This is a genomic window from Streptomyces sp. NPDC050548 (genome assembly GCF_044457385.1).
GTDB lineage: Bacteria > Actinomycetota > Actinomycetes > Streptomycetales > Streptomycetaceae > Streptomyces.
Window position 1 is genome coordinate 317,609 of record NZ_JBITGV010000001.1, and the last position, 19,525, is coordinate 337,133.

Below are 19,525 nucleotides of genomic sequence, written 5' to 3' on the forward strand. Positions count from 1 at the left end.
CTGACGGGGAGAGTCAGTTGGCGTCCGAGGTGGCTCTCCGTCAGGCGTCGAACCCCGTAGCCCGCGTCCGCTTCTCCCACGCCGCGATGTCGCCGCGCACCTGGTCGAGGTGGCCGAGGACGGCTTCGACGGCGTCGTCGCCCAGGGGCAGGCGCAGCGGGGTGTCCTCGGTGTCGAGGGCGGCGAGGATGAGGGCCGCGGCCTTCGCGGGGTCGCCGGCCTGGGCACCGTCGCCGCCGGAGACGAAGCCGCGGGTCTCGGTGACCTTGGTGTACACACCGCTGTCGGCGCTGACCCCGGCCCGGCCGGTGTCGAAGAGGGCGGTCCGGAAGGCGCCCGGTTCGACGATCAGGACCTTGATGCCGAACTCGGCGACCTCGTCGGCGAGCGCCTCGGACAGTCCCTCCAGCGCGAACTTCGTTCCGCTGTACGCCGAGAAGCCCGCGAAGGACATCTGCCCGCCCATGCTGCTCATCTGCACGATCGCCCCCGAGCGCCGTTCCCGCATGGACGGCAGCACCGCGCGCGCGAGCGCGGCAGGACCGAAGACATGCAGGTCGAACAGGTCCCGCAGTTCCTGCTCGGTGGTCTCCTCGAAGGCCCCGACGTGGGTACGGCCGGCGTTGTTGACGAGGACGTCGATCCGCCCGTGCCGTGCCACCACGTCCCGTACGGCCGCCTCCGCCGCCCCCGTGTCGGTGACGTCCAGGCGCAGCGCCTCCAACTGGTCGGGGTGGGCGGCCACCAGGTCGTCCAGTGCCTCGGTCCGCCGGGCCGCGCCGACCACCACGTCACCGGCGGCGAGCGCGGCCTCGACGATCGCCCGCCCGAACCCGCTGCTGGCGCCGGTCACGAGCCACACCTTGTTCATGACGTCTCCCCTTGAGATCCGTTCGAGATCCGTGTTGTCATCTGCGGACCAGCCTGCTCCCGCCCCCTGCGACGCGTCCAAGACCTAAGCTCATAACCGATGGCTATGACGAGGGACGTCCATGTGCGGGACCTGCGCTACTTCGTCGCGGTCGCCGAGGAACTGCACTTCACGCGCGCGGCCGAGAAGCTCTACGTGTCGCAGCCCGCGCTGAGCAAGCAGATCCGGGCGCTGGAGCGGCAGTTGGGTGCCGAACTGTTCCGCCGCGACCGGCAGGGCGTGACACTCACCGCCGCCGGGACGGCCCTACTGCCGTACGCCGAGCGGGTGTTGGCCCTCTGGGCGGAGGGCGCGTCCGCGCTGGCGGAGGTCAGCGCGGCCCGACGCAGCACCCTGGTGGTCGGTATGAGCACCAGCCCCGGCCGGGGCGGTCTGCTGCCCGCGATCCGCTCCCGGTTCACGGCCGCGTGTCCGGAGGCCGACGTGCGGCTGCGCCAGGTCGGTTGGGACGATCCGACGGCGGGCCTCGCGGACGGCGTCACGGATGTGGCGTTCGTCTGGCTGCCGCTGCCCGACGCGGAGCGCCACGACTGGACGGTGGTCGCCGAGGAGCCGCGCCTGGTCGCGTTCCCGGACTCGCATCCGCTGGCCGCCCGCGCCGAGGTCGACTTCGCGGACCTCGTCGACGAGCCGTTCCTCGCCCTGCCGCCCGACGCGGGCCCGCTGCGCGACCACTGGCTCGCCCTCGCCGAACGCGGTGGCCGTCCCCCGCGCATCGGGGCGGAGATCGCGAGCACGGAGGAGACGTACGAGGCGCTGGTCGCCGGTCTGGGCATCTGCCTGGTGGCCGCGGGCAACGCGCATCTGATCACCCTCGGCGGTGTCACCACCCGTCCGGTGCACGGCGTTTCGCCGAGCCGGTACGCCCTCGCGTGGCGGCGCGAGAACGGCGGCCGGCCGCTGGTGAGGGCGTACGCGGAGGCTTGCCGGGGGGTCAGGAGCGGGGGGTGAGGCACCTGGCTACTATGAGTCGGCTTTGGGGAGTCCGGATCTTGGGGGTAGTCATGGGCGCGGGTCGTGTCGGACGTACAAGACGCATACCGTTCGCTTTCGTCGGGGTGGCCATGCTCGCGCCACTGGTCGTTCCCGCCGCTTCCGCGCAGGCGGCGTCGGGCTCGCTGACCGTCACCACGCTGGGGCGGCACGGCGCGAAGGTGGCGACGACGGTGGTCGTCGTCAACGCGTCGTCGGGTGAGCGACGCACCGTCAAGTCCGGCAAGAAGCTCAGCCTGCCCGCGGGCAAGTACCTCGCGATGACCGACATCTACGAGAGCGCCACGGACGGTCTGGGCACCGACACCATCGGCGCGACGGTCGTGTCGGTGTCGGGCGCCAAGTCCGTGACGCTGGACGCCCGCAAGGGCAAGGCCGTGAAGGTGTCGCTGGACACCCCGGCCGATGTGACCGGGCCGGCCCGGATCAGCGCGCAGGTGTGTGCCGCCAACCTGGACATGCCCTCCGCGTACAGCGCGGGCGGCTGGAACGACGCGGGGGCCCTCTACGCCATCCCCAACTCCTCCAAGCTGCTCCAGTTCGGGTACCTGGCGCAGTGGTCGGGCAACGACAGTTACGTCGCGGTCAAGAAGACGACCGGTATCCCGGCCGCACCCGGCGGTTCGTTCAAGCGGTCGCAGCTGGCGACGCTGCGGTTCTCGGTGCGCGCCGGGACGCAGATGGGCACCCAGACCGACACCGCCCTCCAGGCCGCGCCCAAGACCGACGACTGCACGACCGACCTGTACTCCGAAGTCCGCGACGACAGCGCGCCGTTCAGCACCACGGTCCATGTGACGCCCGGGACCTGGCAGCCGCGCGGCGACGTGATCGCGAACAACGGCGATGTCGTCAGCGGCGGTTTCCCGGCGACCAGGACGCTGAAGGCCGGGCAGAGCTTCACCCAGTCCTTCGGGCGTGCCGCATGGGGGCCCATGCACTACCTGCCGATGGTCTGGCAGAAGTCCGTGAACTTCATCCCGGACGCGCTGATCGGCGACCCCGACGTGGGCGTCTGGGGCTCCGACCCGACGAAAGAGACGGTGGTCCTGTCCAAGGGGAGCACCACCGTCAAGAAGCAGACCCTGACCAACTGGGGCAACTCCAGCGACGCCTTCGCCGCCCGCATCACCTCGGCCGGCACCTACCGGCTGACCGTCGACGCCCACCGCTACCGTCCGGGCATCACCTTCCCGTCCGGCATGCTGTCCTCGCGCGTGACCCTCGACTGGCGGTTCAAGGCGGACCCGGCCAAGTCGGTGGTCGCCCCCGTCTTCATGACCCGCTTCCTGCCGGCCGGTCTCGACAGCCGCAACCGGGCGAAACCGAGCAGCATCACGTCGGTCACCGTCAGCGCGGGCCGCGGATCCCAGGGCCCCGACGTCAAGTTCACCAAGTCGACGGTCAAGTCCCTGAAGGTCTGGGCGTCTTCGGACGGCGGTACGACCTGGAAGGCCGTGTCCGTCACCCGCTCCGGTTCCTCCTGGAAGGCCGCCGTGCACAACCCGGCGTCCGGCGCGGTCGCCCTGCGCTCGCAGGTGACCGACTCCGCCGGTGGCACGTCGACGGAGACGGTCTACCGCGCCTACGCGATCGGCTGATCCACCTCGGCCATCCGGCCACAGGGACGGCCGCCGCCGCCCGGGGTCTCAACAGGCGTGGGTTCGGCGGGAGTCGGGGTCACGACGGAGGGTTCGGGTGACGGTTCGGACGGGGTCGTGGGCTCCGGGGGCTCCTTCACGGGATCGCTCGGAGCCGGGTACGTGGGCGTCGGCTCCGTGGGCGTCGGCTCCGGATCCGTGGGAGCCGGTGGCGTCGGAGTCGGTGTCGGCTCCGGAGTCACCGGCGGTGTGGGCTCGGGAGTGGGCGTGGGAGTCGGCGTCTCGACCGGGGCCGTAGGAGCAGGTGTCGGGCTGCTGTCGCCCACGGGTATCGCGACCGTCCCGGGTCCGCTGTCGCCAAGTACGGCCGGAGGTACGGCGGTCGCGGACCCGTCCGGTGCCGACACGGTCGAACCGCCGCCGCCCGGCGTCTTCGTGGGCTTCCCCGCCCCCGGCTGCGATGCCACCGGCGCCTGGGTGACCGGGACTTCGGCCACCGGGCCCTTCGCCACCGGGACCTCGGCGGAGTCGCCGCCGCCGAGGACGACGATCACCGCGACGGCGCCCGCGACGGCCGCGCCGACCGCCGCCCCCACCTGGGTCTTGGAGGCGCCGACCGCCGCGTGCCGTACGCCGTGCAGCAGTCCGCCGTGCGCGCTCGCCGCGGTGACCGCGCCCGCGGATCCCGCGCCGAAGGCCAGCAGGAACTTCCCCGCGCCGCCGAGCGCGAACACCAGCAGGGCCGGTGCCACGAGCGCGGGCAGCCGGTCGTTGGCGCGCATCAGGGCCGCGAGCCGGGCCCGGCAGTCGTCGCACGCGTCGACATGGCCGAGGAGCCGTTCGGACTGCCGCTCGGTGGCGCCGCCGCGCACATACGCGGGCATCCGGGCCCAGTGCACCTGGCACGCCGGATCGTCCGGAGCACCGGTCTGCGCCCGCAGGAACGCCTGCCGCATGCCCTCCCGCGCGCGGTGCAGCAGTACGGCCGTGGCCCCCTGCTTGGTGCCGAGCTGGGGTCCGATCGCCGCCAGCGGCAGCCCTTCCGCCTCGGCCAGCCACAGCGCCTTCACCCAGCGCTCCGGCAACTGCTCAAGTACCCTCACCAGCAGGTCAGTTGAAGACACCTGCTCGGCCGGATCGTCCCCGTGGAGCTGCCCGGGATCGGCACCGACCCGCTCGCCGACCCGTTCGCCGACCTGCGGATCGAGCGGCGTCTCGCGTGCCGCGCTCCCCGCCGCGCTCGCGAGATGCTTCACCGTGGTCATGAGGTACGCCGGTACGTTGTCGATCTCGTGCCCGGCGGACAGCCTGCGCCACACCCTGAAGTGCGCCTCGGCGACGAGGTCTTCGGCGACCCAGGTGTTACGGGTGAGCGAGCGGGCGTAGGCGACGAGGCGCGGCTGCTGCTCCTCGTAGATCCGGGCGTATGCGGCGGTGGGGCCGTCGTTCATGGCAGCAACGCTCCAGTTGCCAGTGGGGCGGGGACAGGGGTTCGTACCCTAGATGGCGAAACTTTCAATTAAAGTTGCAGCCGTCACCCAAGGTGACACAGGTCACATAAATCACTTTGCGCGATGGCGTAATCAAAGGCCTCTCCGCGTGATCAAGCAGGGTGCGTCGGCACAACGGCCGCCGCCCCGCCCGAATCGGAGACCGACCATGAGCCCCATCACCCTGGAACAGCCCACCGGTGCCCGCCTGCTCGCCGACGACGACCAGGAGTTGGCCGTGACGGTCACGCTCCGCTACTCCTCCGGCGACCCCTTCGCCGTCCAACTCCTCTTCCCCGCCTGGATATCGCTCGACGGCAAGAAGGTGACCTGGACCTTCGCGCGGGCACTCCTTGAGGAGGGTCTCGACACCCCCGCCGGAATGGGCAACGTGCACATCAGGCCGTACGGCCCCGCCCACACGGCGGTCGAGTTCCACTCGGCGGAGGGCATCGCGATGATCCGCTTCGACACGGTCGCCCTGCACCACTTCCTGCGCCGCACCTACCGGGTGACCGAACCGGGCCGGGAGGCCCTGGAGCCGTCCCTCGACCGAGGACTCGCCTCGCTGCTCGACGGCGCGTGACGCGAGAGCCGGACCAGGTGGCCAACTGCCCTCTGTGGCGGGCGAATTGGGCTTGTTATCTTCCCTTCATGAGTGAATCGCCGCAGCGGCTGCCCCAGTTGTCCCGGACGTCCACCCGTGCCGTGGTCGTCGGAGGCAGTCTCGCCGGGATGCTCGCCGCAGCCGCCGTCCGGGACCATGTGGACAGCGTCGAGATCATCGAGGCGCACGAGCTGCCGGAGGGCCCCGAGTCACGCCCGGGCGTGCCCCAAGCGGCCCATTTCCACGTGCTGTTGTCCGGCGGAGCGGACGCGATCGACGAACTGCTGCCCGGCTCGATCGCCGAACTGCTCGCCGCGGGCGCCAACCGCGTACCCATGACGACCAACATGGTGCTCTTCTCCCCCGCGGGCTGGTACCGCCGCTGGAAGCGGGACAGCCACTACCTCATCGCCGCGAGCCGGGACCTCACCGACTCCGTCGTACGCCGGCACGTGCTGAAGGACCCGCGCATCCATGTACGTGCGCACACCACGGTCACGGCCCTGCTGGGGAGTTCGCGCCGGGTCACCGGGGTACGGCTGAGCGCGGCCGACGGCACCGAGAGCGAACTCACCGCGGACCTGGTCGTCGACGCCTCCGGAAAGGCGGCCCGCACTCCGCGCTGGCTGGCCGAACTGGGCGTCCCCGCCCCGGCCGAGGCCCGCATCGACTCCGGCATGGCCTACGCCAGCCGTATCTACCGAGCCCCCGTCTCCACCCGGAACTGGCCCCTGATCAGCGTCCAGGCCGACCCCCGGAGCGGCGAACCCGGCCGCGCGGGCGGCATCGTCCCGATCGAGGACGGCCGCTGGCACGTCAGCCTGATGGGCACCCCGGGCGGCCAACCCTCGCGCGACGCGGCCGAGTTCGAGAACTACGCCCGCACCCTCCGCCACCCGCTCGTCGCCGACCTCCTGGCGCACGCGGAACCGCTGACCGACGTCGTCATGACCCACAGCACGGTCAACCGCCGCCACTACTACGAACGCCTCAAGTCCTGGCCCGAGGGCCTGATCGCCCTCGGCGACTCGGTCGCCGCGTTCAACCCGGTCTACGGCCACGGCATGTCGGTGGCGGCCCTGGGCGCCGTGGCCCTGCGCAACCGACTGTCCTCCCTGGGCCTCGGCAGGGGCCTGTCCCGCGCGGCCCAGCGGGCCATCGCCGCCCCCGTCGAACTCGCCTGGAGCCTCGCCGTGGGCCAGGACATCCACTACACGACCACAACAGGCAAGAACGCCGGCCCGGCCGACCGCCTCCTCCAGCGCTACGTCAGCCGCCTCTCCCACACCGCGACAGGCTCGTACCACGTGGCGACGGCGATGACGGAGGTCCTGACCCTCAAGTCCCCCGGCACCGCCCTCCTCCGGCCTGGCGTCATCACGGCCGCGCTGCCCGGACCGCTACGGCCACAGCTCGACGGGCCGACGTTCACGGTCGGGGAGCGACGGTTGCTGGCGGAGGCCGGGATCACGCTGCCCGGGCTCAACTCATAGGCGGGGTACCCCCGTTGGCGCCCCTGTCAGGGAGCGACGGCGCGGCCGGTCTGCGGGGAGATCATTCCGGCGCACAGGCCGCGGGCGGTCAGGCCCTGGGCGATGCGGGGGATCGCCGCGACCGTGTTGGGCGGCCAGTCGTGCATCAGGATGATCTGGCCGGCGGTGAGGCGGCCGGCCGCGGCGACGATCGCGTCGGTGCTCGCGCCGTTCCAGTCCTGCGAGTCGACGTCCCAAATGATCTCCGTCAGACCGTACTTGGCCGCTACGGCCTTCACCGTCGCGTTGGTCTCGCCGTACGGCGGGCGGAAGAGTCTGGGCGTGCCGCCGCCCGCGGCCGCGATGGCCTGCTGGGTGCGGTAGATCTCCGAGTCGATCGTCGCCTGGGTCTGCTGGGTGAGGTGCGGGTGGGTGTAGCTGTGGTTGCCGACCCACATGCCGGCGGCGACCTCGGCTCTGACCTGTGCGGGGTAAGTGGCCGCGTACTGGCCCTCGTTGAACGTCGTGGCCCGAAGCCCGTTCTGCTTCAGCGCGTTGAGGAGGGCGGGGGTGTTGCCGGACGGGCCGTCGTCGAAGGTGAGCCCGACGTAGCCGCCGCAAGTGGCGGCCCGCGCGGGGGTGTTGACGCCGACGGCGAGGGTGCCCGCGGCGACCAGGGCGGCGACGGCGAGCCTGGTGACCGGCGTGGCCACCCGGGATCGTGACGAGACGTGCGGTGCGGACTTCATGCGAGGTGTCCTCCCGAACCGGTTCAGCCCACCGTGATGTTGGAGTTCCCGCTGCTCTGGTAGCCCTCGGTCGCGAGGATCATGTAGTAGCTGAAGCTGCCCAGCGGCATTCCGGCGCGGGCCCAGGCGTCGAAGTGGTTGCCGGTGGTGATGGTGCCGCCGGTGCGCTTGGTCTGCCGGACGCTCCAGTACTGGTCGAAGGTCTTCGTGCCCTCCACCGAGGGGGCGTTGTACCGCGTGGTCTTGTAGATGTCGTAGGTGCCGCCGTCACTGGTGACGGTGCCCTTGTACGTGCCCGTGGGCCGGTAGGTGCCCCAGTTGTCGACGATGTAGTACTCGACGAGCGGGTTCGACGTCCATCCGTAGAGCGACAGGTAGCCGTTGCCGGACGGGTTGAAGCTGCCCGAGTACGTCACGGTCCGGCGGGCGCCGGTGCTCCAGCCCTTGCCCGCCACGAAGTTGCCGGTGTTCTTCCAGGTGGTGCTGTAGTTGCCCCCGGAGTTGAGGGTCATGGAGACCGTGCTCTGGGAGTCGGTCCAGAACGAGTAGTAGTAGCCGTTGTTGGTGCCGGTCTGGTTCGTGGTGATCACGGTGGCGGCACTGGCGGTGCCGGGCAGGGTCATCGCCGCGAGGAGGGCGAGCAGCAGGGTGCAGGCACCGCTGATGGACAGCCGTAAGCGTTTTGTCGTGCGTGCGGGTGTGTTCTCCATGCCGCGACAGTGTTGGTACGTCCCTGTCAACTGTCAATGGTTTCGGTGCTGGGTACGAAATATTCGCTGACGTATGGGCAGGTGAGATCACTGACAATCAGCAGCTCACCCAGCCGACCGGGCCCGTACTCGAATGTTTCGAGCGAATGTTTCGAAGAATCGGCGCGAGCGCCCCTCACCGCCCCGCGAGGATCGCCGCCACCCCGAACTCGAACCGCTCGTCGAAGGACCCCGGCGCGAGATGCCCGGCCACGCGGTGCAGTGCGGGGTGGGTCGTCCGGGAGATCGCGCGGGCCAGGATGTCGCCCAGCGGACGGTGGTCGACGGCCTGTTCCTCCTGAGTGAGACCCAGGGCGAAGTAGATGACCGCCCACGAGGTCCAGGCCGCCTCGCGGTCGCCCAGGCCGCACGCGAGCAGCGCCTCCACCAGCGCTTCCGCGAAGGCCAGGGTGCCCGGTTCGGCGGGGTAGGTGCCGACCACCAGGGCCGCGCCGTCGCGGTGGGACAGCAGGCCGCGCCGGAAGCGCCGGGCCAACTCGCGGGCCCGTTCGGCGGGTTCGGCCGGCAGGTCGGTCAGCGGGATCTCGCCGAGTACGGCGTCCGCCATCAGGTCGAGCATCCGGGCCTTGGTCTTCACATGCCACTGCACGGTGTTGATCCGCACGCCGAGCCGGTCGGCGACCGCGCGCGTGGACACCGCGTCGAGGCCCTTCTCGTCCAGGAGGTCCAGTCCCGCGCGAATCACGATGGCCGGATCGAGTCGGTCGCCCTGTTGCCTATTGGTCACCGACCTAGTTTACTGCACTCACAAGCATTGGTCAGCGACCAAGAAGTGGGTGGTCCCGTGGAAACACAGCAGGTCGTCATCGCCGGAGGCGGACCCGTCGGGCTCTGGCTCGCCGCCGAACTGCGGCTGAACGACATCTCCGTCACCGTCCTGGAAACGCGCACCGACATCGACCAGCGCTCCAAGGCGCTCACCGTGCACCCGCGCGGCATCGAGGTACTGGCCTCACGCGGGATCCATCAGCGCTTCCTCGACGAGAGCCTGAAGATCTCCACCGGCCACTTCGCCAACCTCGCCAACCGGCTCGACTTCTCCGTCCTCGACACCCCCTTCCCCTACACGCTCTTCATCCCCCAGGCCCGCACCGAGGCGCTCTTCGAGGAGTACGCCCTCGGGCTCGGCGCGAGCATCCGGCGCGGCCACCGCGTCACGGGCCTCACCGAGCACCCGGACTCGGTGACCGTCCAAGTGGAAGGACCGCAGGGGCCGTACGAGATCCGGACCGAATACCTCGCGGGCTGCGACGGCACCCGGAGCACCGTGCGCGAGGCGGCGGGCATCGAGTTCCCCGGCACGGACTCCCGCTACCTCGGCTGGCTCGGTGACGTCCTCTTCGACAACCCGCCGGCACCCGGCTTCAACCGCTTCACCGAGCGCGGCGGCCTGATGATCGTGCCGCTGCCCGACAACCGTTGGCGCATCGCCGGCACCAGCCCCGACAGCGCGACCACCGAGTGGCCCGGCGACCTCACCATGGACGAACTGCGGCAGAAGGTCGTCGACATCGCCGGCGACGACTTCGGCTTGCGCGACCCGTCCTGGCTCTCCCGCTACGGCAATGCCACCCGCCTCGCCACCCACTACCGGCGTGGCCGCGTCGTACTCGCCGGCGACGCCGCCCACCAGCACTACCCCACCGGCGGCGTCGGGATGAACGTCGGCTTCCAGGACGCCTTCAACCTCGGCTGGAAACTCGCCGCGACCATCGACGGCTGGGCCTCGGACGGACTGCTGGACACCTACCACACCGACCGCCACCCGGTCGGCGAGCAGCTGATGGAGCACAGCCGCGCGCAGACCTACCTGTTCCACGCGTTCACGCCCGAGGGACTCGCCCTGCGCGACCTGCTGAGCCGAATGGTCCCGGCATCAAGGGAGTTCAGCGACGTACTGGCCGGCCGCCTCACCGCGCTCGACGTCGCCTACCCGAGCACCGACCCCGCTGCCCACCCGGTGACCGGCACCCGCGCCCCCGATCTCGCCCTCCCCGGCACGGACAGCACCCTGTTCGGCGCGCTGCGGGCGGACGCGTACCTCCTGCTGGACCTCACGGCCGACGGCGCGCTCGCCGACCGCGCCGAGCAGCGGATCACCGTGCACGGCGGCGCGCCCGACCGGACCCGGGACGCCTGGGAGGACGTACGCGCCGCGCTGATCCGCCCCGACGGACATGTCGCGTGGGCCTGGACGGAACAGGACGACATCAAGCTGGCGGCACAGGTGGATTCGGTCGTCGCCACGACCCTCGCCCGCCAGTCACACGGAAAGGGACCGCACTCATGGATCTCGGACTGAAGGACAGGGTGTACGTCGTCACCGGTGGCACGCGCGGCCTCGGCCACGCCGTCGCCCGTGAACTGATCGCCGACGGCGCCAAGGTGGTCGTCACCGGCCGCGACGAGAAGCGCGCCGTCGAGGCGGCGGCCGAACTGGGCCCGAACGCCGCCGGGGTCGGCATCGACAACGCCGACCCGCGGGCACCGCGGCAACTGATCGCCACCGCACGGGAGTTGTTCGGCGCGTTCGACGGCATCCTCGTCAGCGTCGGCGGGCCGCCCGCGGGCAATGTCGCCGACAACACCGACGAACAGTGGCAGGAGGCCTTCGAGTCGGTGTTCCTCGGCGCGGTACGCCTCGCCCGCGCAGCCGCCACGGAACTCAGGGAGGGCGGCGCGATCGGCCTCGTCCTCTCCGTCACGGCACACGAACCGACCCCCGGCATGACCATCTCCAACGGCCTGCGCCCCGGACTCGCCGGCTTCGCCAAGTCCCTCGCGGACGAACTGGGCCCCCGCGGGATCCGCGTCTTCGGCCTGCTCCCCGGCCGCATCGGCACGGACCGCATGCGCGACCTCGACGGCCTCGCCCCCGACCCCGCCGCGAAGCGCGCCGCCAACGAGTCCGCCATCCCGCTCCGCCGCTACGGAGCCCCTGAGGAGTTCGGCCGCGCGGGCGCGTTCATGCTGTCACCGGCGGCTTCGTACATCACCGGGGTGATGCTGTCGGTGGACGGCGGGGTACGGCGGGGATTCTGACTCACTCCTCGGCGGACTCCTTCTGTGCCTGGCTTTCCAGGAAACTTACGTAGAGCTTCTCGCCGCGGTCCACCGAGAAGTCTACGAAGGGGAGGACTTCGGGTACCGCGATCGCGGCCATCAGATTCTGATATCCCCGCGATATGTGCGCCTCGACCTCGTGCAGACCGCCGTCGACGACAATCGCGGTGAGCACCAGCCCGGACCAGAAACCGGACAGCTGACGGGCCTGCTCCGCCGGGACGACATGCGGCCGGATCTCTTTCTGTCGCTGGGCATCCTCAAGCTGGCCGGTATTGAAGGCGACCCAGTCGCCCCACGGAGTCCCGTACTCCTCATAGGAGCCGAACTCGAACGAAAGCTTCACGGCGGCGAGGAGGGCATCCTCGCGGGCCACTCGGTACGCTAAAATCATGCCGATATCGTAGATTTCCTGGATTTTCAATCGCTGCGGCACGAGACCGTTCATGGTCAGAGTGTTCGCCATGATGGCTCTGGCTACGTCTCTTTTCCCCTCGGAGAACTGATTGTAGAAGAACCTCTTATTGGAATCCGCATCAAGGATGATGTCGCTGAGGCTGGCCCCTTTGTAGCCCTCCTCCACGAATTTCCGTGCCGCGGAATTGATGATGCGCTCTCTGCCGTCGATCGTACGCTTCTGGATTTTTCGAGGCGGCTTCTGCTGCTCAGGCTGCTCAGTCATTGAATCGATCCCCTCCTCTCCCCCACCCGCAGAGTCGCCGCCGGTGAGCCCTATCGGAATGGGCAAAGGTATCTCACGCCGTGGCCGGGCGGAGGCGGACGGGCAGTGCCTGGTGTCCGTTGCTGATGAGGGAGTTCAGCGGCTTCAGCTCGGCGGCGGGCACGGCGAGTTCGATCTCGGGGAACCGGTCGAACAACGCCCGTAGCACGGTGGTGATCTCCAGGCGGGCCAGCGTCGCGCCCAGGCAGAAGTGCATGCCGTGGCCGAAGGCGAGGTGATCCTTGTTCGCGCGGGTGATGTCGTAGTCGCCCGCGGTCTCGCCGTGCCAGTCGGGGTGGACGTTGGCCGCGCCGAAGGAGGCCAGGATGGCGTCGCCCCGCGCGATGGACGTACCGTCCGGCAGGTCGATGGGGTTGATCGCGTACCGCAGAGGCACATGGGTGACGGGGGGTTCGAGGCGGAGTGTCTCTTCGACGGCGTCGCTCCAGTCGGCGTCGCCCGCGGCCAGGAGGGCACGCTGTTCGGGGTGGGTCAGCAGGAGGCTGACGGCCTGGTCGATGACGTTGACGGTGGTCTCGTAGCCGGCGCTGAGCACCAGCACGATGGTGCCCAGCAGTTCGGCCTCGGTGAGGCCGTCGCCGTCGCCCTCGCTGTCGCGGACACCGATCAGGTGCGAGATGAGGTCCTCGCCGGGTGCGGCCCGCTTGGCGGCGACGAGCTGGGTGATGACCCCGTACAGGGCGCGGTTGTTGTCGTCCGCCTGGACGCCGGTGAGGGTGGTGTCGAAGACTCCGTCGACGATGGTCCGGAAGCCGTCCAACTGATCGGAGGGCAGGCCCAGGAGGTGGCCGATGACCGTGATGGGGAGCGGGTAGGCGAGCTGCTGGCGGAGGTCGGTGATCTCGCCGGCGGGACGGGTTCCCAGGGTGTCGAGGATGCCGTCGACGGTGCTCTCCACGATGGTGGTGAGGGCCGCGATACGGCGGGCCGCGAAGGCCGGTGCGATCATCCGGCGCAGTCGGCGGTGATCGCCGCCGGCCGCGGTGAACATGTTCTCGACATTGATCCACAGGGCGAGCGGCCACGTCCGGACGACCTCGTCGAAGCGCGGCCAGTGCGCGCGGCCGTCCTTGGAGACGTCGGGACTGGTCAGCAGTTCCTTCAGCAGGGCCGGGTCGCTGACGGCGTGGGCGGTCACGCCGAGGATGTCGACGAGGGCGGTGGATCCGTGGGCGTGCAGCAGCGCGTGCTCGGCGCGCCGGCCGGCGCCGGTGGGGTCGAGGACGACGGGCTCGGAGTGCTGGGGAGGCATTGCGGTCCTTACTGGTCGACGCGGGGGAAGACGACGGGCAGGTGGGCGAGGGCCCGGTGGAAAGGACCCGGGCGCCAGGTCAGCTCCCGCGGGGCGCACGCGAGTTCCATCTCGGGCAGCGCGTCGAGCAGGTGGGTGATGGCGCCCTCGGCGATGAGGTAGGCCTGGGAGCGGGCGGGGCAGGCGTGCGGTCCTGCGCTCCACGCGAGATGGGCCCGGTTGCCGGAGGCGTTGTGCGGGTCGCCCAGGGCGGGGTCGTTGTTGCAGCCGGCCATGGAGATGACGACCGGCTGGTGGGCGGGGAGGAAGTATCCGCCGAGACTGACCGGGTGCGGCGGGTAGGCGAAGCAGAAGTTCGCCAGCGGAGGGTCCCGGTAGAGGACGAAGTCCAGGGCCTCCCGGACGGAGGCGTCGCCGGCGTGGACGTCTCCGGAGAAGTCGGCGTCGGTCAGCAGCGTCAGCACCGTGTTCGTGATCAGGTTGACCACGGGCTCGATGCCGGCGCCGTAGAGCGTGACGATCTGGTGGCTCATCTCCGTGTCGTCGAGCCGGGCGGGGTGCGCGATGAGGCGTGAGGTGATGTCGGGCCCGGGGCGGTGCCGTTTGAGCGCGACGAGTTCGGCCACCGCCCGGCCGAGGATCTCGTTGCCGCGGATGGCGGTGTCGCCGCCGTCGAAGAGCTTGTTCATGCCGTCGGCGATGCGGTGCCCGATGGAGTCGGGGCAGCCCAGGAGGTCGCTCAGCACCTGGAAGGTCAGCGGCCAGGCGAACTGGGTCAGCAGATCGGCCTGGCCGGCCTGGCGGAACCCGGCGACGGCGCGGTGGGAGATCCGCTCGACCAGGTCCTGCAACTTGTGCTCGTCGACGGCGTCGATGGCGGCGGTGTTCGCCTCGCGGTAGCGGGCGTGCTCCGCCCCCTGGGAGCGGATGGCGTTGGGGCGCCACTCCATCATCGGTTTGACCGGGCAGCTGTCGGGGACCGTCCGCTGCCACGCCCGCGGATCGGCGGGGAAGCGGTATTCGTCACGGAGGACCTGCAGGGCTTCGGCGTAGCCGATCACCAGCGTCGCGGGCACGTCCGGCGCCAGTTCGACGGGGACGAGGGGGCCGTGGTCGGTGCGCATGCGCGCGTAGGCGCTGTGCGGGTCGGCGGCGAACTCCTCCTCGTACAGCGGGAAGGGAGGGGGAAGGGGCTTGTCGGTCTGTGCGCGGGGCGGGGTCACGGCTGGGGCTCCAGATGACGGGTGGCCAGGTGCTCGATGAGTTCGATCAGGGCGAGGAGGCTTGAGCGGCGGTCGCGGGCGTCGCATTCGGTGAGCAGGATGCCGTCCTCCAGGGCGAGGGCCTGGCGGACCTCCGCGGCCGGGTAACTGGGCGCGCCGTCGAAGCGGTTGACCGCGACCGCGTACGGCACGCCGAGTTCTTCCACGAGGTCGAGCACTTCGTGGGAGGCCTCAAGGGTGCGGGTGTCGACAAGGACCAGAGCGCAGAGCGCGCCCTCGGTCAGGCTGGCCCAGAGCCATCTGAACCGGGCCTGTCCGGGCGTGCCGAACACGTAGAGCACGAGGTCGTCGTTGATGTGGACGCGGCCGAAGTCCAGCCCGACGGTGGTGGTGGTCTTGTGGGGCGTGCCGCGCAGATCGTCCACGCCGGCACTGGCCTCGGTGATCGGCTCTTCCATGCGCAGCGGCGCCACCTCGGTGACGGCACCGACGAAGGTGGTCTTGCCCACCCCGAAGCCGCCCGCGACGACGATCTTCGCCGAGCGCACGGCGGTCGTGGGGACGGGTTCATACCTTGGCGCGGAGCCCACGCAGTACCTCCTGCAAGATGCTGATGTCGGGCCGGCCGGACCGGACGTCGACCGGAGTGGCCAGATGGCGGCTGTCCAGCAGGTCGGAGACGAGGATGCGGACCGTGGACAGGGGCAGATCCAGGGCCGCGGCGATGTCCGCCACCGCGAGCGCGCCCGGGGCATCGCCGACCAGGGTCAGCACTCGGCGGGCGTCCGGCGGCAGAGTGCCGTTCGGGACGCCGGCGGCTTTCACCAGGGTCTCCAGCCGTACGTCCGTCCGTGTGGGGCGTACTCGCCCGCCGGTACGGACGTAGGGCCGGATCATGTCCGGGTCTCGCCGCGGACCGCTCATGTCCGTGGGGCCTCCACCGGCTGCCTGTCGGCGACCGCCATCTCGTGGCCGACGCGCTGGGCGAGCGCCGCCATCTGCTGGGCGATCGTGGCGACGTCGGCGTCGGGGCCGGAGGTCTCCACCAGCAGCAGCATGTTGGTGCCGGCCTGTCCGATCAGGCAGATGTGGGCGTCGAGTTCGACCAGCACCTGGCGGACGCCGCCGCCGGCCGAGTGGTTGTCGTACTCCCGCGCGATCGCGAGGAAGCCGGACCCCATGGCGGACAGCTTCTCGCCCTCCTCCTGCGTCAGGGAGTCCGTCCGGGAGAACAGCAGACCGTCGGAGCTGATCAGGACGGCGCACCTGACCCCGTCGAGGCTGCCGAGTTCGGCGTCGAGCAGCCAGCCGAGAGCGTTGGCGTGCGTGGACGTGAAGTAGGTCATGAAGGACGTTCCCCGTTACTTGTTGTCGGCGTCGAAGCGCTGCGCGCCCGGGCGATCCCCCGCGCCCATGCCGCGGCCACCTCGGGACGGCCCGGCTGGGCAGGGGTGTGTTCGTCCTGCTCGATGGCAGGGCCTGTCGTACTCGCGTGTGTGCGGCGCTGTCGTACCGCCAGGCCGTTCGCGGTGGTGGCCGCCGGCCTTGCCGCCGGTGCCGGTGCCGGTGCCGGTGACACTGGTGCCACAGGGGTGTCCGGGGTCAGCGTGGTCAGCAGCGCGTTCGGCAGGAAGAGCAGCGCGCGCACCCCGTGGTAGTGGTTCGGCGCCTCCACGTCGGCCTGGAACCCGTAGTCGCGGCCCAGAGCGGCGACCACGCGGAATCCGACGCTCGGTTGTGCGCCGAGCCGGGTGACGTCGTTGAGCTGGTCCGCCGACAGAATCCGGCGCGCCGCCCGCAACTGCTCCAGGCTCATGCCCAGTCCGGCGTCGTCGATGGCCACGGTCATGCCGTGATGTCCCTCGTGCAGACGGATCTCCACCCGGGCCGTCTGCGGCGAATACCGCAGGGCGTTGTCGAGCAGCAGCGCGAGTGCGTGGATGACCGGACCCACGGCACGGGCGGTCACCGCGGTGTCGGACTCCTCGTGCTCGATCCGTTCGAACTGGTCCAGATGTCCCATGGCGGCCCGCACCACGTCGGTGACCGAGGAGTCCGGCCAGCGGCGGGACAACTTGCCGCCGCTGAGCACCACATAGCTCTGGGCGGCGAGCAGCAGCTGCTGCCCGTGCCGGTCGATGGTCACCAGGGATGCGTACGCCTCGTCACCGGCGTGCTTGCGGACTCCCGCGCTGACCTGCCTGCTCAGCCGGGACGCGATGGCGACCAGCGAGGATGCCACGCCGCGCACGGCCGCCCGCGTGGTCTCCTCGGCGGTCCGCCGCGACTCGGCGGCCGCGGCCTCGGCGGCCCGCTGCACCTCGGCCACCTGCGCACTGCCGGCGATGTCCGACTCGTGCCGCACCTGCCGAACGGCCTGGGCCACCGCCTCGGCCACTTTTCCCAGCTGGTCGGCGACGGGCGAGCCGATCAGCTCGCCCGGCAGCGAGAGCGGGAAGCCGTCCTGCCGCCCCCCGCCCGCGGCCTGCGCCCGCAGCGCGGGAACGACATCCCGGGCCAGCGTCCCGACCGCCTCCTCTACGGCGCGCAGCTGCTCGGCGAGCAGCTGGCTCTGCCGGCGCGACCGCTCCGCGGCACGCTCGTGCGCGCCGGCGCTGCCGCGGTAGTGCCATGCCGCGGAACCGCCTGCCAGGGCCGCCACCCACGGCACCGCTGTCGCGCCGGCCTGTATCCAAAAGCTCATCAAAAACCTCGCATGCGGGTGTCGACGGGGTCGGAAGCCGGTTCCGGGCGTATCGGCGGCAGCGCACGGCGGCGCACGACCGGGCCGGTGTGTGGATCAGCCGCCTTTGTGTCCGGGTGAGCGCGTGGACGCGCGGTCACCGGGATGCCGGCGGTCGTCCGCGAGCCGTGCCGGGCCAGGGGCCGCGGGGACGGGCTGTCGCCGTTGCACGGGACGGCGACCTGGGTGGTGATGGCCATGAAGGCGTGCTCCGATGGGCGGGAAGGCGTGGCATGGGTCGGTCAGTGTGGAGTGGTCCGTCCCACGGGATCGGCGACCTGGGACAGTACGTCGGCGAGGTGCCGCCGGCACTCGGTCGTGGTGTCGCCGGTGACCACCCAGTGGGCCAGCCGGTCCGCGATCGAGGTGTGCGGCGGGGCGGTGACCTGCTCGCCCGTACGACGGGTCCATACGAGCCGCTCCAGCCACGGCCGGGCGCGCAGCGCGGTCAGGGGAGGGACGGGGCCGAGGCGGCCGGCGGCCGCCGGGTAGAGGAACTGCACGGCGGCGGCCCGTCGGCGGGTCGGTGCCAGGTCGGGCCTGGTGCCGACGGCGAGGGCGGCGGTCGCCGCCCGGAGGTCGATGCCGGTGGCCAGTTCCACCAGCAGCGGGACGAGGTCGCCGTCCGGGCTCGCGTCGGCCTCGGTCAGTGCGGGCCCTGGCGCGGTCAGCCGCAACTCGACGTGCAGTACGCCCCGTTCGATGCCCAGGGTGCGCACAGCGTGGTCGACCGCCTCCGTCACCTCAGGAGCGTCGAGCAGCGGATCGCGTGCGTCGACGGTGTAGCCGGTCTTCAAGTGGTGCGGTTCCGGCCCCAGTTGCGCGCGCGTGACCGCGACGATGTGGAAGCCGCCGTCGAGGACGACGATTTCCGCACCGATCGCCGATCCGGCCAGGCACTCCTCGATCAGAACCCCGACGACACCCGGATCCTCCAGCCCGAAGAGCGTCTCCCAGCCCGCCTGCCGGTAGGCCTGGCGGACCTCCGCGTCATTGTCCGCCCGCAGTGTCGCGGCACTGCCCGCCCGGCCTCCGGGCTTGACGACGACCGGATAGCCGAGCCGCCGGGCCTGCTCGACCGCTGTGTCCTCGTCGCAGGCCGGGACGGACCGGACGTGGAACACGCCATGGTCACCGAACCGCCCGTGGTCCTTGTGCCGACAGACTGCCGACGGCAACGGGCAACTGCCGGGTAATCGGAGCTGTGTCACCGGCCGTGTCGTCAGCTCCACGCGGTCCTCCATGCGAGTGCGGACCTCGGCGAGCGGCGTGTGTGCGGCGACCTGGTCGACGGCCGCCGCGGCGGCCTCACGGTCGGCGGGATCGATCGCCACGAGCTGTCGCTGTAGGCCTGAAGGCCCGCCCTCAGAACCAGGAGGGGGTGAGCTGCTGCGTTGAGTGCCATCGTCGTCCTTGGAGTGGGGATCGTCGGACCGGGGTGGAGGGTGCGGGATCGGAGTCGGAGTCGGAGTCGGCTGAACGGGAGTACTGAGGACGGGAGCGATGAGGGTGAGACCGGAGCGGTGGTCGGGACCGGTCCGCAGCGGTCGTCGGGGCGGTCCGGAGCGCGTCCGGCCGCGGCCCCGCAGCGTTGAGTTCCCGGGCTTGGCGCCGGGGACGGAACAGCACGTACGCATGGGCGCGCGGTTCCGGTCTCAGCAGCAGGTCGATCCACCCTCGGGTCTCGGCATGAACGGGCAGGTGTGGCGAGTCGGCGAGGTCGAGCACGATGCCTGCGCCGACCTGCCCGATGAGGGACTGTCGGGTCGGCGGGAGCGTCCGGGGCGTTGGCGCGACGGTGAACCGGCGGCACAGGTGTCTCGGGTGGTGACTGTGCGCCGGGGATGCGGACGGTGGCCCGGCTGTTGCCTGATTCCGGTGGTGATGCC

General features: G+C 70.9%; 19 protein-coding genes. 6 read left to right on the forward strand and 13 right to left on the reverse strand.

Features of this window, described 5'->3' with window-relative positions:
• Positions 1–40: 40 nt before the first annotated feature.
• On the reverse strand, positions 41–871 hold the full coding sequence (locus tag ACIBJH_RS01430; RefSeq protein ID WP_399114816.1) for an oxidoreductase: 831 nt from the start codon (positions 869–871) through the stop codon (positions 41–43).
• A gap of 99 nt (positions 872–970) precedes the next feature.
• On the opposite strand from ACIBJH_RS01430, the gene ACIBJH_RS01435 reads away from it, so the two are divergent.
• Positions 971–1,882, forward strand: a complete 912-nt coding sequence (locus ACIBJH_RS01435) for a LysR family transcriptional regulator (RefSeq protein ID WP_399114817.1) — start codon at positions 971–973, stop codon at positions 1,880–1,882.
• Positions 1,883–1,995: 113 nt separating this feature from the next.
• Positions 1,996–3,525: a hypothetical protein gene (locus tag ACIBJH_RS01440; protein ID WP_399114818.1), complete on the forward strand. Its 1,530-nt coding sequence runs from the start codon at positions 1,996–1,998 to the stop codon at positions 3,523–3,525.
• Here ACIBJH_RS01440 and ACIBJH_RS01445 read toward each other — a convergent pair.
• On the reverse strand, positions 3,510–4,976 hold the full coding sequence (locus ACIBJH_RS01445) for a sigma-70 family RNA polymerase sigma factor (RefSeq protein ID WP_399114819.1): 1,467 nt from the start codon (positions 4,974–4,976) through the stop codon (positions 3,510–3,512). The two genes, ACIBJH_RS01440 and ACIBJH_RS01445, sit on opposite strands and share 16 nt — an antisense overlap.
• A gap of 208 nt (positions 4,977–5,184) precedes the next feature.
• On the opposite strand from ACIBJH_RS01445, the gene ACIBJH_RS01450 reads away from it, so the two are divergent.
• Positions 5,185–5,601, forward strand: coding sequence for an SsgA family sporulation/cell division regulator (locus ACIBJH_RS01450; RefSeq protein ID WP_399114820.1), 417 nt, complete (start codon positions 5,185–5,187; stop codon positions 5,599–5,601).
• A 68-nt stretch (positions 5,602–5,669) separates the two neighbouring features.
• The gene (locus tag ACIBJH_RS01455) at positions 5,670–7,115 is read left to right on the forward strand and encodes an NAD(P)/FAD-dependent oxidoreductase (protein ID WP_399114821.1); all 1,446 of its coding nucleotides are present in this window, start codon (positions 5,670–5,672) and stop codon (positions 7,113–7,115) included.
• 26 nt (positions 7,116–7,141) lie between these two features.
• Here the strand turns inward: ACIBJH_RS01455 and ACIBJH_RS01460 are convergent, their stop codons facing one another.
• The 3 genes from ACIBJH_RS01460 to ACIBJH_RS01470 form a co-directional block, all read right to left on the reverse strand.
• A complete protein-coding gene (locus ACIBJH_RS01460; RefSeq protein ID WP_399114822.1) occupies positions 7,142–7,843 on the reverse strand; it encodes a polysaccharide deacetylase family protein in 702 nt (233 codons plus the stop codon).
• Between the two features lie 23 nt (positions 7,844–7,866).
• The gene (locus tag ACIBJH_RS01465) at positions 7,867–8,553 is read right to left on the reverse strand and encodes a glycoside hydrolase family 11 protein (protein ID WP_399114823.1); all 687 of its coding nucleotides are present in this window, start codon (positions 8,551–8,553) and stop codon (positions 7,867–7,869) included.
• Between the two features lie 175 nt (positions 8,554–8,728).
• Positions 8,729–9,340, reverse strand: coding sequence for a TetR/AcrR family transcriptional regulator C-terminal domain-containing protein (locus ACIBJH_RS01470; RefSeq protein WP_399114824.1), 612 nt, complete (start codon positions 9,338–9,340; stop codon positions 8,729–8,731).
• Between the two features lie 57 nt (positions 9,341–9,397).
• Between ACIBJH_RS01470 and ACIBJH_RS01475 the strand changes: the two genes are divergently transcribed.
• Together ACIBJH_RS01475 and ACIBJH_RS01480 are read left to right on the forward strand one after the other, a co-directional pair.
• Positions 9,398–10,915 carry an FAD-dependent monooxygenase gene (locus ACIBJH_RS01475; protein WP_399114825.1) on the forward strand — a complete coding sequence of 506 codons (1,518 nt, stop codon included), beginning with the start codon at positions 9,398–9,400 and terminating at the stop codon, positions 10,913–10,915.
• The gene (locus tag ACIBJH_RS01480; protein WP_399114826.1) at positions 10,900–11,655 is read left to right on the forward strand and encodes an SDR family oxidoreductase; all 756 of its coding nucleotides are present in this window, start codon (positions 10,900–10,902) and stop codon (positions 11,653–11,655) included. The genes ACIBJH_RS01475 and ACIBJH_RS01480 overlap by 16 nt, the downstream gene beginning before the upstream one ends.
• 1 nt (position 11,656) lies before the next feature.
• Here ACIBJH_RS01480 and ACIBJH_RS01485 read toward each other — a convergent pair whose 3' ends face one another.
• The 8 genes from ACIBJH_RS01485 to ACIBJH_RS01520 form a co-directional block, all read right to left on the reverse strand.
• A complete protein-coding gene (locus ACIBJH_RS01485) occupies positions 11,657–12,358 on the reverse strand; it encodes a TetR/AcrR family transcriptional regulator (RefSeq protein ID WP_399114827.1) in 702 nt (233 codons plus the stop codon).
• 73 nt (positions 12,359–12,431) lie between these two features.
• Positions 12,432–13,670: a cytochrome P450 gene (locus ACIBJH_RS01490; protein WP_399114828.1), complete on the reverse strand. Its 1,239-nt coding sequence runs from the start codon at positions 13,668–13,670 to the stop codon at positions 12,432–12,434.
• A gap of 8 nt (positions 13,671–13,678) precedes the next feature.
• Complete coding sequence (locus ACIBJH_RS01495) at positions 13,679–14,893, reverse strand: cytochrome P450 (RefSeq protein ID WP_399114829.1); 1,215 nt, start codon at positions 14,891–14,893, stop codon at positions 13,679–13,681.
• A complete protein-coding gene (locus tag ACIBJH_RS01500) occupies positions 14,890–15,483 on the reverse strand; it encodes a GTP-binding protein (RefSeq protein WP_399114830.1) in 594 nt (197 codons plus the stop codon). Before ACIBJH_RS01500 ends, ACIBJH_RS01495 begins: the two co-directional genes overlap by 4 nt.
• Positions 15,461–15,817 (reverse strand): DUF742 domain-containing protein, encoded by a 357-nt coding sequence (locus tag ACIBJH_RS01505; protein WP_399114831.1) that lies wholly within the window; start codon positions 15,815–15,817, stop codon positions 15,461–15,463. Before ACIBJH_RS01505 ends, ACIBJH_RS01500 begins: the two co-directional genes overlap by 23 nt.
• On the reverse strand, positions 15,814–16,239 hold the full coding sequence (locus tag ACIBJH_RS01510) for a roadblock/LC7 domain-containing protein (protein ID WP_399114832.1): 426 nt from the start codon (positions 16,237–16,239) through the stop codon (positions 15,814–15,816). The genes ACIBJH_RS01505 and ACIBJH_RS01510 overlap by 4 nt, the downstream gene beginning before the upstream one ends.
• Positions 16,236–17,597, reverse strand: a complete 1,362-nt coding sequence (locus ACIBJH_RS01515) for an ATP-binding protein (protein WP_399114833.1) — start codon at positions 17,595–17,597, stop codon at positions 16,236–16,238. Before ACIBJH_RS01515 ends, ACIBJH_RS01510 begins: the two co-directional genes overlap by 4 nt.
• A gap of 281 nt (positions 17,598–17,878) precedes the next feature.
• Complete coding sequence (locus ACIBJH_RS01520) at positions 17,879–18,970, reverse strand: ATP-grasp domain-containing protein (RefSeq protein ID WP_399114834.1); 1,092 nt, start codon at positions 18,968–18,970, stop codon at positions 17,879–17,881.
• Positions 18,971–19,525: the final 555 nt, after the last annotated feature.